General features: G+C 71.5%; 13 protein-coding genes. 2 read left to right on the forward strand and 11 right to left on the reverse strand.

The genetic code is table 11. The features are described from left to right. Nucleotides 1-71: 71 nt before the first annotated feature. Nucleotides 72-1043 (forward strand): RDD family protein, encoded by a 972-nt coding sequence (locus tag ACPPVO_RS55930; RefSeq protein WP_426507796.1) that lies wholly within the window; start codon nt 72-74, stop codon nt 1041-1043. Between the two features lies 1 nt (nt 1044). Here ACPPVO_RS55930 and ACPPVO_RS55935 read toward each other — a convergent pair whose 3' ends face one another. From ACPPVO_RS55935 to ACPPVO_RS55980, 10 genes are all read right to left on the reverse strand, one after another. Next, nucleotides 1045-2802: an ABC transporter family substrate-binding protein gene (locus ACPPVO_RS55935; RefSeq protein WP_426507797.1), complete on the reverse strand. Its 1758-nt coding sequence runs from the start codon at nt 2800-2802 to the stop codon at nt 1045-1047. A 22-nt stretch (nt 2803-2824) separates the two neighbouring features. After that, the gene (gene efeB, locus ACPPVO_RS55940; protein WP_426507799.1) at nt 2825-4066 is read right to left on the reverse strand and encodes an iron uptake transporter deferrochelatase/peroxidase subunit; all 1242 of its coding nucleotides are present in this window, start codon (nt 4064-4066) and stop codon (nt 2825-2827) included. A gap of 28 nt (nt 4067-4094) precedes the next feature. After that, nucleotides 4095-5240, reverse strand: coding sequence for an iron uptake system protein EfeO (gene efeO, locus ACPPVO_RS55945; RefSeq protein WP_426507800.1), 1146 nt, complete (start codon nt 5238-5240; stop codon nt 4095-4097). Between the two features lie 39 nt (nt 5241-5279). After that, the gene (gene efeU, locus ACPPVO_RS55950) at nt 5280-6110 is read right to left on the reverse strand and encodes an iron uptake transporter permease EfeU (protein WP_426507802.1); all 831 of its coding nucleotides are present in this window, start codon (nt 6108-6110) and stop codon (nt 5280-5282) included. A gap of 137 nt (nt 6111-6247) precedes the next feature. Further along, complete coding sequence (ahcY, locus tag ACPPVO_RS55955) at nt 6248-7714, reverse strand: adenosylhomocysteinase (RefSeq protein WP_426507803.1); 1467 nt, start codon at nt 7712-7714, stop codon at nt 6248-6250. Nucleotides 7715-8030: 316 nt separating this feature from the next. Next, nucleotides 8031-9173, reverse strand: a complete 1143-nt coding sequence (gene manA, locus ACPPVO_RS55960; protein ID WP_426507805.1) for a mannose-6-phosphate isomerase, class I — start codon at nt 9171-9173, stop codon at nt 8031-8033. 2 nt (nt 9174-9175) lie between these two features. Continuing rightward, nucleotides 9176-10144, reverse strand: coding sequence for a cation diffusion facilitator family transporter (locus tag ACPPVO_RS55965; RefSeq protein WP_426507807.1), 969 nt, complete (start codon nt 10142-10144; stop codon nt 9176-9178). A 79-nt stretch (nt 10145-10223) separates the two neighbouring features. Beyond that, a complete protein-coding gene (locus tag ACPPVO_RS55970; RefSeq protein WP_360378431.1) occupies nt 10224-11432 on the reverse strand; it encodes an SIS domain-containing protein in 1209 nt (402 codons plus the stop codon). Continuing rightward, nucleotides 11429-11668 carry a Trm112 family protein gene (locus ACPPVO_RS55975; protein WP_426507809.1) on the reverse strand — a complete coding sequence of 80 codons (240 nt, stop codon included), beginning with the start codon at nt 11666-11668 and terminating at the stop codon, nt 11429-11431. Before ACPPVO_RS55975 ends, ACPPVO_RS55970 begins: the two co-directional genes overlap by 4 nt. Before the next feature lie 16 nt (nt 11669-11684). Beyond that, nucleotides 11685-13058 carry a phosphomannomutase/phosphoglucomutase gene (locus ACPPVO_RS55980; RefSeq protein ID WP_360378436.1) on the reverse strand — a complete coding sequence of 458 codons (1374 nt, stop codon included), beginning with the start codon at nt 13056-13058 and terminating at the stop codon, nt 11685-11687. A gap of 125 nt (nt 13059-13183) precedes the next feature. Here ACPPVO_RS55980 and ACPPVO_RS55985 point away from each other — a divergent pair, with 125 nt between their 5' ends. After that, a complete protein-coding gene (locus ACPPVO_RS55985; RefSeq protein WP_426507811.1) occupies nt 13184-14164 on the forward strand; it encodes a cation diffusion facilitator family transporter in 981 nt (326 codons plus the stop codon). Between the two features lie 163 nt (nt 14165-14327). Here ACPPVO_RS55985 and ACPPVO_RS55990 read toward each other — a convergent pair whose 3' ends face one another. Next, on the reverse strand, nt 14328-15752 hold the full coding sequence (locus ACPPVO_RS55990) for an aldehyde dehydrogenase family protein (protein ID WP_426507813.1): 1425 nt from the start codon (nt 15750-15752) through the stop codon (nt 14328-14330). Nucleotides 15753-15775: the final 23 nt, after the last annotated feature.

Consider the following 15775-nt stretch of genomic DNA (forward strand, 5'->3'; position numbering starts at 1 on the left):
GACGGCTCCGTCACGTCCCGGGGGTCCCGGCCGGGCCCCGTGACGTGCGCCGTTGTAGCAGACTGTCAGCCATGACCGACACCTCGGCCGCGGCGGCCCCCGGCGAGCGCCTCGTCAGCGGCGAGGCCGTCGAGCTCGAGGTGCGGGTGGCCCGGGCCGGTTCGCGCGTGCTCGCCCTGATGCTCGACATCGCGCTGCAGTGCCTGCTGCTGATCGCGCTGCTCTTCGCCACCGCGCTCGTGGTGTGGCTGACGGTGCGCACGAACATCTTCGACGAGGGGCTGCTCGAGGCGATCGTCGTGGTGCTGATGGCGGTGACGCTCGTCGGCTACCCGGTGTTCTGGGAGACCTTCCTGCGCGGCCGCACGCCGGGCAAGGCGGCGATGGGCCTGCGCGTGGTGCGCGACGACGGCGGCCCGGTGCGCTTCCGCCACGCGCTGGCCCGCGCCCTGGTCGGCCTCGCCATCGAGTGGCCGGGCCTGCTCTTTCCGGTCGTGTCGTGGCTGGGCAGCCTGGGCGTGCTCATGCTCAACCCGAGCGGCAAGCGCATCGGCGACCTCGTGGCCGGCACGATCGTCATCCACGAGCGCACGCCGGCCGCCTGGGGCTGGGTGCCGGCCATGCCCCCGCCGCTGACCCGCTGGGCCGCCCTGCTCGACCTCACCGGCCTCGACGACAGCCTCGCGCTGGCGGTGCGCCACTTCCTGGCCCGCAACCGCGAGATCGCCGAGCCGGCGCGCACGGCCCTGGGCCAGGCGCTGGCCCGCGAGGTCGCGAGCCGCACGACGCCGCCGCCCCCGCCGGGGGTGCCCGGCTGGGCCTACCTGGCCGCCGTCCTGGCCGAACGCCACCGCCGCTCGAGCCACCGCCTGGCACGCGCCCGCGCGGCCTCGGCCGCGGTGTGGCCGGGCCTCTACGCCGCCGTCACCCCGCGCATCCTGCCGCCGAGGCACCGGGCGGGCGCGTCCGGCCCCTGGGCCCCGCCCCTGCCCGCGCCGCCGGCACAGCCGCCGATGCCGCGCCCGCCGGTCCCGCACGCCTGAGTCAGGCCGAGCGCAGGCCCCATTCCTGGATGTTGTACGTCGGGCCCCACACGGACGGGTTGTCGCGGATGTTGGCGTACTCGGAGTAGGTGAACGTGAGCGTCGGCCGCTGCATCAGCGGCAGCACGTACGCGTCCTTCGTGAGCAGGTCGTCGGCCTGGTTGAGCAGGTCCGCCGCGTGGCGCGGGTCGACGTCGATGGACGCCGAGTGCACCAGGCGGTCCAGCTCGGCGTTGGAGTACCCGCCGTAGTTGGCCGCCGCCCCGGTCGCCCAGCGCCGCTCGGCCGCGCCCTGGTACAGCGGCCCGTTCACGAAGTCGGCCAGCACCAGGTCGAAGTCGCCCGCGGTGAGGGTCTGGCCGAGGCCGTCGCTCGGGTCGGGGTGGGCGTCGATGCCGACGTTCTTGAGCGCGGCCGAGATCAGCTCCGCGGCCGCGGCGCGGGTCGCGTTGCCCTTGTCGTAGCGCAGGCGCAGGGTCGGCACGCCCTCGCCGGCCTTCGTCGAGAGGCGGCCGTTGTCCAGCTTGTAGCCGGCGTCGGTGAGCAGCTTCTTGGCCTTCTCGCTGTCGCCGGTGCCCTGCCCGGTGCCGGAGATCACGTCCTTGTAGGCGGTGTCCCCGGGCACGAAGTTGTGGCTGCCCAGCGGCTTGAGGTTCTTGTCGAACGCGCCGTACGTCTTCTCGACCACGGTCTTGACGCTGACCGCGGTGAACAGCGCCCGCCGCAGCACCGGGTCGGCGAGGTACTTGTTGCGCACGTTGAGGGTCAGGTGCTCCCAGGCGTAGCTCTCGCCCACCTCGTAGATCACCCCGGGCACGCCCGCCACGCCGGCGACGAGGGCCTGGCTCGGCTGCGGCGACATGCCGGTGAGCTCCTTGGCCTTGAGCGCGGGCAGGATCGCGTTGGGGTCGGTCACGAACTTGAACGTGATGGTGTCCAGCGAGGGCTTGATCTTGCCGTACCACTTGTCGTTCTTCTTGAGCACGACGCTCTGGCCCTGGTTGTAGGCGTCGATCTGGTACGGCCCGCCGGACCAGGTCGGCACCGTGCGGGCGAACCAGTCGGAGGCGGCCGCCACGCCGTCGGGCTTGGCGAGGTCGAAGCCCTGCTTGGTGGCCAGGTGCGAGGGGTACAGCCCGTCGCTGGAGAAGTTGCCCTTCCAGTCGCCGTAGGTCTTGCCGTCGATGAATGTCACCGTGACGGTCTTGCCGCCGTCGGAGCCGACGATGCTCTTGATCACGTCGTAGCCGGCGGTGGCGGCGGGCGTGCAGCCGGCGCAGTGCAGCGGGTTGCCCGAGTTCTGCTTCCAGGCGAAGACGAAGTCGTCGGCGCTGATCGGAATCCCGTCGCTCCAGACGGCGTCGGGCCGGATCTTGTAGACGATCGTCTCGGGGTTCTGGTTGGTGATGTCGGCGGTGCTCACCAGGTCGGCGTTGAGCTGGAGGCGGCCCTGCGGGTCGACCTTGAACACCTGCGGCAGCAGGCCCGACATCGCCTGCCGGGTGGCCGGTGAGGCGCCGTCGCGGGTGTTGACGTTCCAATTGGCGATCGGCTGCTCGAGGCCGTAGGTGTACGCCCCGCCGAGCTTGATGTCGCCGCCGTTGCAGGTGGTCGGGTTCTTCTCGCAGTCCGCGAACCCGATGGTGGCCGTCGGCGACGGCTTGCCGGAACCGCCGCCGGTGCACGCGCCGAGCAGCAGCGCGACCGCCGCCAGCGCCGCGACCGGGCCCCGCATCTGCCTTCCAGTAACAAACGCCACCCGGCCACCATAGGGGGCGGGCCTAGACGAACAGGGCACGACCCCAGTAGTCGTCGGCGGCGGGCACCCCGGGCGGGCAGGCGAACAGCCCGCTGGAGGTGTGCCGGATGTACTCGTTGAGCGCGTCCTGCCGCGACAGGCGGGTCTGGATCGGCACGAACTGCTTGCGGGGGTCGCGCTGGTAGGCGATGAAGAACAGCCCGGCGTCGAGCCGGCCGAGCCCGTCGGAGCCGTCCACGAAGTTGTACCCGCGGCGCAGCAGCCGGGCCCCGTCGTTGAACTGCTGGTGCGCCAGGCGCACGTGGGCGTCCTCGGCGATGGCGGGCTTGCCGCCGGCCGCGGCGGCCGCGAAGTCGGGTTCGTCGAACTCCTTCGCCACCCCGTGCGCGGCGCCCTCGCCCTTGTTCCGGCCGATGATCGCCTCCTGCTCGGCCAGGGAGGTCCGGTCCCAGGTCTCGATCAGCATCCGGATCTTGCGGGTGACCATGTACGACCCGCCGGTCATCCACGCCGGCCCGTCGCCCGCCGCCACCCACAGCTGCTCGTCGAGCAGCTGCGTGTCCTCGGCCTTCAGGTTCGCCGTGCCGTCCTTGAAGCCGAACAGGTTCCGCGCCGTCTCCTGTGTCCGCGAGGTCGAGGACGTACGGCCGAAGCCCAGCTGCGACCAGCGCACGCTCACCACGCCGAAGCCGATCCGGGCCAGGTTGCGCACCGCGTGCACCGCGACCTGCGGGTCATGGGCGCAGGCCTGCACGCAGATGTCCCCGCCGGAGATCTCGGGCTTCAGCGTGTCCTTGGCGAACTTCGGCAGATCGGCCAGCGCCGCCGGGCGCTGGCCGGCGATCCCGAACCGGTCCTTGCCCTCGGCGGTACGGAACAGCGTCGGCCCGAAGCCGATGGTCAGCGTCAGCCCCGACGGCGGCAGGCCGAGCGCCTCCCCGGTGTCGTCCGGGGCCGCCTCCGGCTGGCCGTTGACCGCGCCGATGGCGCCCGCGTCCTTGCCCGCGGTCATCCGCGCCGCGGCCGCCGTCCACTTCTGCAGCAGCTCGACCACCTCGGCCTTCTTGTCGGTGATGACGTCGAAGGCGACGAAGTGCAGCCGATCCTGGGCGGGCGTGACAATCCCGGCCTGGCGGGCGCCGTAGAAGGGCACCGCCGCGCCCGGGTCGTTGGCCCGGGCGGGCGGCGGCTCGTCGAAGATCTGCAGGCCGACGGCCCCGCCCGCCGCGGCCCCGATGGCCCCGGCCCCGGTCAGTCCAAGCATCTTGCGACGATCCATGGCGAAGTCAGCCTTACTTGCTCGCGACCAGGGGGGCGACCTTGCTGATCGGCTCGGCCAGGGCGTTGATGGCGTCGCCGAGGGCCTTCAGCTGGGCCTCGGACAGTTCGTTGTGCAGCTTCCAGCCGTCGCCGCTGCGGTACTTGTCCAGCTCCGCCTGCGCCGCCGTGAACTTCTCGTCCAGGCTCTTGGCCAGCGCGGCGTCCTTCTCCTCGATGACCGGGCGCAGCGCCGCGATCGCGTTGCGGGAGCCCTCGAGGTTGGCCTGGAAGTCCCACAGGTCGGTGTGCGAGAAGGTGTCCTCCTCGCCCGTGATCTTGCCGGTGGCGACCTCGTCGAGCAGCTCCTTGGCGCCGTTGGCGAGCTCGATCGGCGAGAGCGTCACGGTCTGGGCCTTGTCGACGATCGTCTTGACGTCGGCGAGCAGCTTGTCGGCGGTCGGGCCGGACTTGCTGATGTCCTTGGTGACCCAGAGGTCCTTCTCGATCTTGTGGAAGCCGGTCCACTCCTGGCCGGGCTCGAGGTCCGCCTCGCGGGCGTCGATGGCCGGGTCGAGGTCGCCGAAGCTCTCGGCCACCGGCTCGATGCGCTCCCAGTAGGTGCGGGCGATCGGGAAGAGCGACTTGGCCTTCTCGATGTCGCCGGCCTTGACCGCGTTGACGAACTCGGTCGTCTTGTCGATCAGCGCGCCGGTGTTGTTCTTCACGTACGTCTGGTAGTCCTTTGTCGCCTGCGCGAGCTTGGCGTCGTCGGTCAGCGGCTTGCTCTCGCCGGTGGCCTTGAACTGGGCGCGGATGCCGTTGCCGATCATGCCCGGCTTGCAGGCGGTCTCGTAGCTGCCGGCCGGGAGCTCGACGATCAGGTCGCGGGTGAGGCCGGGCGCGACGTTCTCGACCTCGCCGACGATGCGGTCGCCGGTGGCGTACACGTAGAACTCCGTGACCTTGCCGCCCTTGTTGCTGACCGTGAAGGTGACCGGGCCCGACGCCGTCTCGGTCTTCTCGATCTTGCACTCGGTGTCGGTGGCGGTAACGGCGATCTTGCCGTTGCCGCTCGCGCCGGAACCGGCCTCCCCGTCGGCCTTGCTGTCACACGCGGCGAGCGCGGCGACGGCCAGCGCCGGCACGGCGCCGAGTGTGAGCAGGCGTGATGTACGCATGGTTCTCCTACGGAAACGTCGAAAAGGGGAGGTACGGCTTCAGGCCTTGGAGGCCACCGGCTCCGGTGCCGGCTTGCGCAGGAGCGGCATGAGGAACAGGACCAGGACCGGCACCCCGTAGGCGATCCAGGCGACGGTCTCGAGCACGGACGGCTGCGGCGTGAAGTTGAACATGCCGCGCAGCAGCTCCGCGTACCACGCGGTGGGCGGCAGCGCGCCGGAGAGGTCGAACGCGTGGTTGTTCAGGCCCGGCAGGATGTTGGCCTCCTGCAGGTCGTGCACCCCGTACTTGAAGATGCCGGCGGCCACGAGCACGAGCAGGGCGCCGGTCCAGGTGAAGAACTTCGTCAGGTTGATCCGCACGGCGCTGGCGTAGAGCAGCCAGCCGAGCACCACGGAGGTGGCCAGGCCGAGCGTGATGCCGACGATCGGCTGCCAGTCGTCGGCGCCCTGGGCCGCGGCGAAGAACAGGATCGACGTCTCCAGGCCCTCGCGGGCCACGGCCAGGAAGGCCATCGCGGCCACCGCGAAGGAGCCGACCTCGATCGCGCCCTCGAGCCTGCCGCGCAGCTCCTTGGCCATCTGGCGGGCCATCCGGCGCATCCAGAAGATCATGAACGTCACGAACACCACTGCGACCAGCGAGGCGATGGCGTCGACGAGCTCCTGGTGGGGGCCGGAGAGGTACGCGGTGCCGGCCTGCAGCAGCGCGGCGATGCCGATCGACAGCAGGGCCGCGGCCGCGACGCCGGACCAGACCCACTTCAGCAGGTGCTTGCGGTCGCTCTTGACCAGGAACGCAACGAGAATCGAGACCACCAGCGTGATCTCGAGTCCTTCGCGCAGGCCGATCAGGTAGATGGCGGTCATTCGCGCTCCGCAGGTAAGCCTTGACTAACTTAGGTCAGCATTACCTTAGACCTCGGCGGCATCTGCTACAAGCCGGCGGTACTTGAACAGCAAGGGGCCCCGCCGGAAACTCCGGCGGGGCCCCTCGACGCACTGGATCAGTAGCGGTAGTGATCCGCCTTGTACGGGCCCTCGACCGGGATGCCGAGGTACTCGGCCTGCTTCTTGCTCAGCTCGGTGAGCCGGACGCCCAGGGCGTCGAGGTGCAGCCGGGCGACCTTCTCGTCGAGGTACTTGGACAGCGTGTAGACGCCGATCGGGTACTCCTCGGTCTTCGTGAACAGCTCGATCTGCGCGATCGTCTGGTTCGCGAAGCTGTTGGACATGACGAACGACGGGTGGCCCGTGGCGTTGCCCAGGTTGAGCAGCCGGCCCTCGCTCAGCACGATGATCGAGTGGCCGTCGTCGAACTTCCACTCGTCGACCTGCGGCTTGATGTTGATCCGCGTGACGTCGGAGCGGCGGGCGAGGCCGGCCATGTCGATCTCGTTGTCGAAGTGGCCGATGTTGCCGACGATCGCCTGGTGCTTCATCCGGCCCATGTGCTCGGCGGTGATGACGTCGAGGCAGCCGGTGGCCGTGATGAAGATGTCGGCCGTCTCGACGACGTCCTCCATCGTGGCGACCTGGTAGCCGTCCATCGCGGCCTGCAGCGCGCAGATCGGGTCGACCTCGGTCACGATGACCCGGGCGCCCTGGCCGCGCAGCGACTCGGCGCAGCCCTTGCCCACGTCGCCGTAGCCGAAGACCACGGCGACCTTGCCGCCGATGAGCACGTCGGTGGCGCGGTTGATGCCGTCGATGAGCGAGTGGCGGCAGCCGTACTTGTTGTCGAACTTCGACTTGGTGACCGAGTCGTTGACGTTGATCGCCGGGAAGAGCAGCTTGCCGGCCTGCTGCATCTCGTAGAGGCGGTGCACGCCGGTGGTGGTCTCCTCGGTCACGCCCTTGATGCCGGCCGCGACGCGGGTCCAGCGGCGGTTGTCCTCGCCGAGGGAGCGCTGCAGCAGCTTGAGGATTACCTCGTACTCCTCCGAGTCGGCGGTGTCCGGCGACGGTACGGCGCCCTGGCCCTCGAACTCGGCACCCTTGTGCACCAGCAGCGTGGCGTCACCGCCGTCGTCGAGGATCATGTTCGGGCCCTGGCCGTCGGGCCAGAGCAGCACCTGCTCGGTGCACCACCAGTACTCGTCGAGGGTCTCGCCCTTCCACGCGTACACCGGCACGCCGGCCGGCTTCTCGGCGGTGCCGTCGGGGCCGACGGCGATCGCGGCGGCCGCGTGGTCCTGGGTCGAGAAGATGTTGCAGCTGGCCCAGCGCACCTGCGCGCCGAGTGCCACGAGCGTCTCGATCAGCACCGCGGTCTGGATCGTCATGTGCAGCGAGCCGGTGATCCGCGCGCCCTTGAGGGGCTGCGTCGCGGCGAACTCGCGCCGGATCGCCATGAGGCCCGGCATCTCGTGCTCGGCGAGCTGGATCTCCTTGCGCCCGAACGCGGCGAGGGACAGATCGGCCACCTTGAAGTCACCGTCGGCGACGGTCCTCGGCGGCAGCGTGCTGGTCAATGCGATCTCCTGGTCTGCAGAGGCGTACGGCGACCCTTCACGGTACGCGGCGGCGGATGAGCCCTCCAAGCACCCCTGCAGGAAGTACCCGGACAGCGAGCGGGGCGGTGAGATTGCTCCCACCGCCCCGCTCTTCCCCCCGGTTTGGTTCCCCCGCACGTGGCTTGGACTTGGTCTCAAACCCTGCGTAGTTAGAAGACTACCATGTGCAATCAGATTGTCCAGCAAAAGCCCTTAAATCGGGCACTTTGGATCGACAACGAGAACGGGCGCACCGCGAAATCCGCGGTGCGCCCGTTCAGCAGCTCGTGGTGGGTTACGGCGTGGCCGCCTGGAACGCCTCCCCGGCCCCGCTGAGCGCAAGCTCGGGGCGGGCGGCCGGCGCGAAGGCGGCCTGGCCGGGGCCGAGCGTCACCGGCAGCGCCCCGTCGTCGACGCGGATCGAGCCGCGGGTGCACAGCACGATCCGCGGGCCCCCGGCCGGCAGCCGCACCGCCGGGTGGGCGGCGTCCAGAACGGCCCGGTGCAGCGCGAAGTCGGGCACCGGCACGGGGTAGGCCGACAGGCCGCCGCCCAGGTCCTCGGCGTGCGTCACCGGCTCGTCGAGCACCTCGAAGCGCAGCACCCGCAGCAGCTCCTCGACGTCGACGTGCTTCGGGGTCAGGCCGCCGCGCAGGACATTGTCCGAGGCGGCCATGATCTCGACGCCGACGCCGCGCAGGTACGCGTGCAGGTTCCCGGCCGGCATCCAGACCGCGTCGCCCGGGCGCAGCCGGATCCGGTTGAGCAGCGTGGCCACGATGACCCCACTGTCGCCCGGATACCGCTCGGCCAGGGCGCTGACCAGGTCGTACGCCGGCCGCTCGGCCGCCCGCGGCCCGCACGCGGCCACGACCTCGCCGACGAGCTCCGCGTCGGGACTGCCCAGCAGGCCCCGGACCGCGTCGTGCAGGGCCGCGGCCGGGTCGGCCTGGCCCAGCGCGTCGACGGTCGGCTTGAGCCGCGCCACGCCCAGCGCCGCCAGGTCGGCCGCGGCCGCCGCCGGATCGCGGAAGCCGCACAGCGCGTCGAAGTCGGTCAGCGCGACAAGCATCTCCGGCTTGTGCCAGGCGTCGACGTAGGACGGGTGCCCGGCCGCGTGCGCCGCCCGGGCCTGCTCCAGCGCCGGGTGCGCCTGCAGCGACAGCGGCTGGGCCGCCGCCAGCACCTTGAGCAGGAACGGCAGCCGCGTGCCGAAGCGCTCGACGTTTGCCGCGCCCAGCAGCGTCACCGGGTCGGCGGCGATCGCGTCGACCAGGGAGGTGCCGCTGACGGCGAGCCGGGACGGGCCCGCCGGGTGGGCGCCCATCCACAGCTCGGCCTCGGGGTCCGGGGTCGGCGTCGGCCGGCCCTGCAGCGTGGCGATCGCGGTGTGCGACCCCCATGCGTACTTGCGGATCGGGCTGTCGAGCAGTTCCACGGTCAGTGCGCCTCCGCGTTGGTGGGGACGGTGTTCTTGTCGGCCTCGCCGGCCTTGTCGGTGCGGTAGATGTCCGGCTCGAGGTAGATCACGCGGGCGATCGGCACCGCGGCCCGGATGCGCGCCTCGGCGGCGTCGATGCCGCGCGCGATCTCCCCGGCCGTCTCGTTGTGCCGCACCGCGATCTTCGCCGCGACCAGCAGCTCGTCGGGGCCCAGGTGCACGGTGCGCATGTGGATCACGCGCTCGACCTCGGGGCCGTCCACGATCGCCCGCTCGATCTCGTCGACCTGCTCCGGCGTGGCCGCCTCGCCGACGAGCAGGCTCTTCATCTCGATCGCGAGCACGGCCGCGACCGCGATGAGCAGCCCGCCGATGGCCGCGGTGCCGAGGCCGTCCCAGATGCCGTTGCCGGTGATCAGGGTGAGCCCGACGCCGAAGAGCGCGAGCACGAGGCCGAGCAGCGCGGCGAAGTCCTCCAGCAGGATGACCGGCAGCTCCGGCTCCTTGGCCCGGCGGATGAACTGCACCCAGGTCGCCTTGCCCTTGATCTTCCTCGTCTCGCCGATCGCGGTGCGGAAGGACAGGCCCTCCATGACGATCGCGGCGAGCAGGACCACCACGGGCACCCACTGCCACGACTCGATCGGCTCCGGGTGGGAGATCTTGTGCCAGGCCTCGTAGATGGCGAAGACGCCGCCGACGAAGAACAGCACGACGGCGACGATGAAGGCGTAGATGTACCGCTCCCGGCCGTAGCCGAACGGGTGACGGGCGGTGGCCTGCCGCGCCGCCTGCTTGCCGCCGAGCAGCAGCAGGCCCTGGTTGCCGGAGTCGGCGACCGAGTGGATCGCCTCGGCCAGCATGGACGAGGAGCCGGTCAGGAAGAACGCGATGAACTTGGTGACGGCGATGCCGAGGTTGGCGGCCAGGGCCGCCAAGATCGCTTTCGTCCCACCTTCGGTGCTCACATCTGCTCCGCTTCGCTCCGGCGATGCGAGCATCGCTGTGTTGCCTGGTGAGAGGCCCCTCCGCTTCGCTCCGGACCTCTCACGGACTCACCAGATCCTTCATCTCGGAAACGGCCGGCACGGCCATGGGGTCGAAGCCGTGCGCGAGACCGAGGTAGATCGAGGTGAAGTCCGGCACCGCGACGAGCGAGGCCAATCGTTCCAGAGCGGAGCCGCCCTCGGCCGTGAGCAGGCTCACGCGCACGCCCCGGCGCTCGGCGAGCTCCTGCACGGCCTCGGCCCGGCGCTCCTCGACCGCGACCGGCTCGCCGTCGTCCTCGTCGTCGCCGGTCAGGCCGCCGTCGCGCAGCAGCACGAGGCGCAGCCGGGTGGCCGGGTTGTCGCTCTCCTCGCCGGGGTCGGCGAAGATGTCGCGGTCGTCCTCGGCCAGGCCGCCGTAGACCCCGTCGAGCAGGCCGACCCGGCCGCGGCCGGCCTCGCCGAGCGCGCCGACGACCGCGGGGTAGCGGGCGTTGGCCGACAGCGTGTCGCCGAAGCGGCGGGCCGCCACGGTGGCCAGCGGCGAGGAGCCCCAGACGATCGGCACCGAGTGGGCCAGGTCGAGGGCGAGGCTCTTGCCGGGGTTCACGAACGACTCCATCGCCGTGCGGCAGCGCTCGGCGTCGGCGTCCAGCCGGGCGGCGGTCTCGGCGAAGTCGGCCTCGGTGACCTTGACCAGGCCGAGCTGGCGCGCGGCGAGCAGCACCGGGACGGTCAGCCCCCACAGGCTCGCCCGGGCCGGCGCCCGGCGCGGCACCGGGATGAACGGCGCGCGGAAGCGGTCGGCCAGCGCGTGCAGCTGGGTGTCGGGCGCGCCGATGGCCACGAGCCGGGCCCCGCGGCGACCCGCGGCCTCGGCGGCGGCGAGCGCCTCCGGGGAGCGGCCGGACGCCGAGACGGCGATGACCACGTCGGCCGCGCCGACCCAGCCGGGGATGCCCGCGCTGCGGTGGGCCAGGACCGGCACCGGGCAGCGCGGCCCGGCGACGGTCTCGAGGATGTCGCCGGTGCGCGCGGCCGTGCCGACGCCCGCGACGACGACGGCCCGCGGGCGGCCCTCGTCGGCCAGCGCGCTCAGGTCGGTCTCGGCGGCCAGTGTGGCCGCCTCCCGCACCTGGGCGCCGGCCGACGCGGTCGCGCGCAGCATGCCGCCCGGGTCGTTCTTCTCCAGCGCCTCGGAGTTGTCCAGCAGCGCCAGGTCGATCTCGCGATGCCCGCGGACGCCCGCGGTGCCCTCAAGTGGGTTCACGCTTCACCACCCTCTTCGGCCTTTGCGGATTCCCCGTCGGCGCCGTTCTCAACCGCGCCGCCGGCAGCGGGCGGGCGCGCCTCGTCGAGCAGGAGCACCGGGATGCCGTCGCGGATCTCGAAGATCCGGCCGCATTCGGTGCAGGTCAGCGTCTGCGCCTCGGGATCGAGGGTGAGCTCGGCGTGGTGTTCGTCGGGGCAGCGCAGGATCGAAAGCAGGGCGGGGTCCACGGACACGCTTTCCAACTCCTCTTCAGCGGCGGATGACGGCGAGCATCTCATCGCGCAGGGCCGCCATCCGCTCGGCGGTCGGCGCCTCAACGTTAAGCCGCAGCAGCGGCTCGGTGTTGGACGGGCGGACGTTGGCCCAGCTGCCGTCGGGGAAGCTGAGCGTGATGCCGTCGAGACGGTCGACCTCCGCGGGGAAGGCCTGCTCGATCTCGGCCATCTTCGCGGCGGTGTCCGCGACCGTCGAGTTGATCTCGCCCGAGGCCGCGTAGCGCTCGTAGTCCTTGGCCAGCGCCGACAGCGGGGCGGCCTGGCCGCCGAGCAGGGCCAGGGTGTGCAGGGCGGCCAGCATGCCGGTGTCGGCGCCCCAGAAGTCGCGGAAGTAGTAGTGTGCGGAGTGCTCGCCGCCGAAGATCGCGCCGGTGCGGGCCATCTCGGCCTTGATGAACGAGTGCCCGACCCGGGTGCGCACCGGCTCGCCGCCGTGCTCGCGCACGATCTCGGGGACCACCTTCGAGGTGATGAGATTGTGGATGACCGTGCCGCCCGGCTCCTTCTCCAGCTCGCGGATCGCCACCATCGCCGTGATCACCGACGGGGAGACGGCCTCGCCGCGCTCGTCCACGACGAAGCAGCGGTCGGCGTCGCCGTCGAAGGCCAGGCCGATGTCGGCCCCGGTCGCACGGACCTTGGCCTGCAGGTCGACCAGGTTCGCCGGCTCCAGCGGGTTGGCCTCGTGGTTCGGGAAGGTGCCGTCGAGCTCGAAGTAGAGCGGGATGATCGTCAGCGGCAGGCCCGATCCGAGCACGGCCGGCACGGTGTAGCCGCCCATGCCGTTGCCGGCGTCGACCACCACCGTCAGCGGCCGGATGTCGGAGAGGTCCACGAGCTTGAGCAGGTGGGTGGCGTACCGCTCCAGCAGGCTGTACTGCTCCAGCCCGCCCTTGAGCTGCTCGTCGCTGACGCGGGGGGCCCCGCTGTCGAGGATCTGCTGCGCGCGCTCGCGGATCTCGGTCAGCCCGGTGTCCTGCCCGACGGGCTTGGCGCCCTGCTTGCACAGCTTGATCCCGTTGTACTGCGCGGGGTTGTGACTCGCCGTGAACATCGCGCCGGGCAGGTCGAGCACGCCCGAGGCGTAGTACAGCAGGTCGGTCGAGCCCAGGCCGGCTTCCAGCACGTCGGCGCCCTCGGCGCGCGCGCCGTTGGCGAACGCCGTCGCCAGGGCGGGACCCGAGGCCCGCATGTCATGCGCGGTCACGATCTTGTCGGCGAACTCGCCGCGGCTGCGCAGCGTCTGCACGAACGCCCGCCCGAGGGCTTCCGCCACCGGCTCGTTGAGCTGGTCGGGCACCGTTCCCCGCACGTCGTAGGCCTTGACGATCCGGCTCAGGTCGATCACAGTCTCGCACCCCTAGTCGTGGTCGCTGTTCCTGGAGTGAGCCTAGTGCGGTTGCGTTCCGTACACGTGTCAGTCCTAAGTTGCGCATGTGAGATCTCGTCCAGCGCGTGGGGCAGGATGAAACCATGGCGGAGGAAGGCAACTCCCTGCGGGCGATCGTCGCGGCCCTGGCCGCGAACCTCGGCATCGCGCTGAGCAAGTTCGTCGCGTTCCTGTTCACCGGCTCGTCGTCGCTGCTCGCCGAGTCCGTACATTCCGTGGCCGACACCGCCAACCAGGTGCTGCTGCTCATCGGCGGCCGGCGTGCCCAGCAGCGGGCGAGCCAGCTGCACCCGTTCGGGTACGCCCGGTTCCGGTACTTCTACGGCTTCCTCGTCACCCTGGTCATCTTCCTGGTCGGGGGCGTGTTCGCGCTCTTCGAGGGGTGGGAGAAGCTGCACAGCCCGGAGCCGGTCCAGGACCCGCTCTGGGCGTTCGTGGTGCTGGGGATCTCGGTGATACTGGAGTCGTTCTCGCTGCGCACGGCCGTGCACGAGGCTCAGCCGTCCCGCCGTGGGGCGCCCTGGCTGCGGTTCATCCGGACCACCCGCTCCCCCGAGCTGCCCGTCGTGCTCGCCGAGGACTTCGGCGCGCTGACCGGCCTCACCTTCGCCTTCGTCGGCATCACCCTCGCGGTCGTCACGGGCGACGGGCGCTGGGACGCGGCCGGCACGCTCGCCATCGGCGCGCTGCTCGTCGTCATCTCGATCACACTGTCGCAGCGGATGCGCAGCCTGCTCATCGGCGAGTCAGCCGACAACGGCACGCTGCTCGCGATCGAGGCCGCGATCGAGCGGGAGCCGCTGGTCGAGCGCATGATCCACCTGCGCACCATGCACCTCGGCCCCGACCAGCTGCTGATCGCGGCGAAGGTGGCGGTGCGCGGCGACGAGACGATGGCCCACGTGGCGTCGGCGATCAACCGCGCCGAGAAGCGGGTGCGCGACGCCCTCTCTTACGAGTGCTTCATCTTCCTCGAGCCCGACGTGTTTGACGCGAAGCTGTACGAAACGGCCGAGCGTCCGCCGGGCTCCTCCTCCATCGAAGCCCGCGAGGCGTGGGAATGACGAGGCGCCGACTTCGAGGGGGTGTGGGTGGAGCGAAGCTCCCCCGCCGTATTTGGAAGCACAGCTTGGAGCCCGACGTGTTCGACGCGAAGCTGTACGAAACGGCCGAGCGTCCGCCGGGCTCCTCCTCCATCGAAGCCCGCGAGGCGTGGGAGTAAGCGCTCTACAGCTGCAGGCCGGTGAGAACCATCACACGCTCCTCCGTGTAGTCGGCCATCGCGCTGGCCAGGCCCTCGCGGCCGACGCCGCTCGCCTTGGCCCCGCCGTAGGGCATCTGGTCGGCCCGGTAGCTGGGCACGTCGCCGACGATCACCCCGCCGACCTCGAGCACCCGGTGCGCCTCGAAGGCCCGGTCCAGCCGCCGGGTGAACACGCCGGCCTGCAGCCCGAACTGCGAGGAGTTGACCGCCGCGAAACCCTCGGCGTCGGAGGCGACGCGCTCCAGCACGAGCACCGGGCCGAAGACCTCCTCGGCGCTGACCTTCGCGTCCGCGGGCGCGCCGGCGAGCACGGTCGGGGCGTAGGACGCGCCCTCGCGGCTGCCGCCGGTGAGCAGCTTCGCCCCGGCCGCGACCGCCTCGCCGACCCACGCCTCGACCCGCCGGGCGGCGTCCTCGCTGATGAGCGGGCCGACGTCGGTCTCCTCGCCGGCCGGGTCGCCGGTGCGCTGGGCGTCGACCGCCGACACCAGCCGGTCGGCCAGCGCGTCGTAGTGGCGCTCGTGGACGTACACCCGCTGCACCGCGATGCAGCTCTGCCCGGCCTGGTAGTTGGAGAAGGTGGCGATCCGGGTCGCGGCCCAGTCCAGGTCGTCCCAGTCCTCGCACACCACAACGGCCGCGTTGCCGCCGAGCTCGAGGGTGACGTGCTTGCGCGGCACGGCGTCGCGGATCTGCCAGCCGACCGGGCCCGAGCCGGTGAACGACACGACGGGCAGGCGCGGGTCGGCGACCAGGGCGGGGGCGCGGTCGTTCGGGATCGGCACGATCGACCACAGGCCGGCGGGCAGCTCGGTCTCGGCCAGGATCTCGCCGAGCAGCAGCGCGCTCAGCGGGGTCGCCGGCGCGGGCTTGAGCACGATCGGCGCGCCGACGGCCAGGGCCGGGGCGACCTTGTGTGCGACCAGGTTCAGCGGGAAGTTGAACGGCGAGATGCCCAGCACCGGGCCCCGCGGCACGCGCTTGACGAGGGCGATGCGGCCGGTCGCGGCCGGGTCGGTGTCGAGGCGCTGCAGCGAGCCGGAGAACCGGCGGGCCTCCTCGGCGGCCCAGCGGAACGTGGAGACGGCCCGGGCGACCTCGCCCCGCGACCACTTCATCGGCTTGCCGTTCTCGGCGGTGATGAGCCGGGCGACCTCGTCGGCGCGCTCCTTGAGCCGGGCGCTGACGTGGTCGAGGGCGGCGGCCCGGACGCTCGCGGGGAGGGCCGCGGCCTCGGCGGCGACGGCGGCCGCGGCGGCGACGGCCTCCTCCACCTGCTCCGGGGTGGCGTTCGAGGTGGTACCGACCGGACGCCCGTCGTAGGGGTGGCGGATCTCGACGGCGTCGTCGCTGGTTGCCGGGCGTCCGGCGATGTAGAACGGGGTCACGACACAACCCTATCCCCCACGGT

Source organism: Dactylosporangium sp. McL0621 (genome assembly GCF_049995355.1).
Classification (GTDB): Bacteria; Actinomycetota; Actinomycetes; order Mycobacteriales; family Micromonosporaceae; genus Dactylosporangium.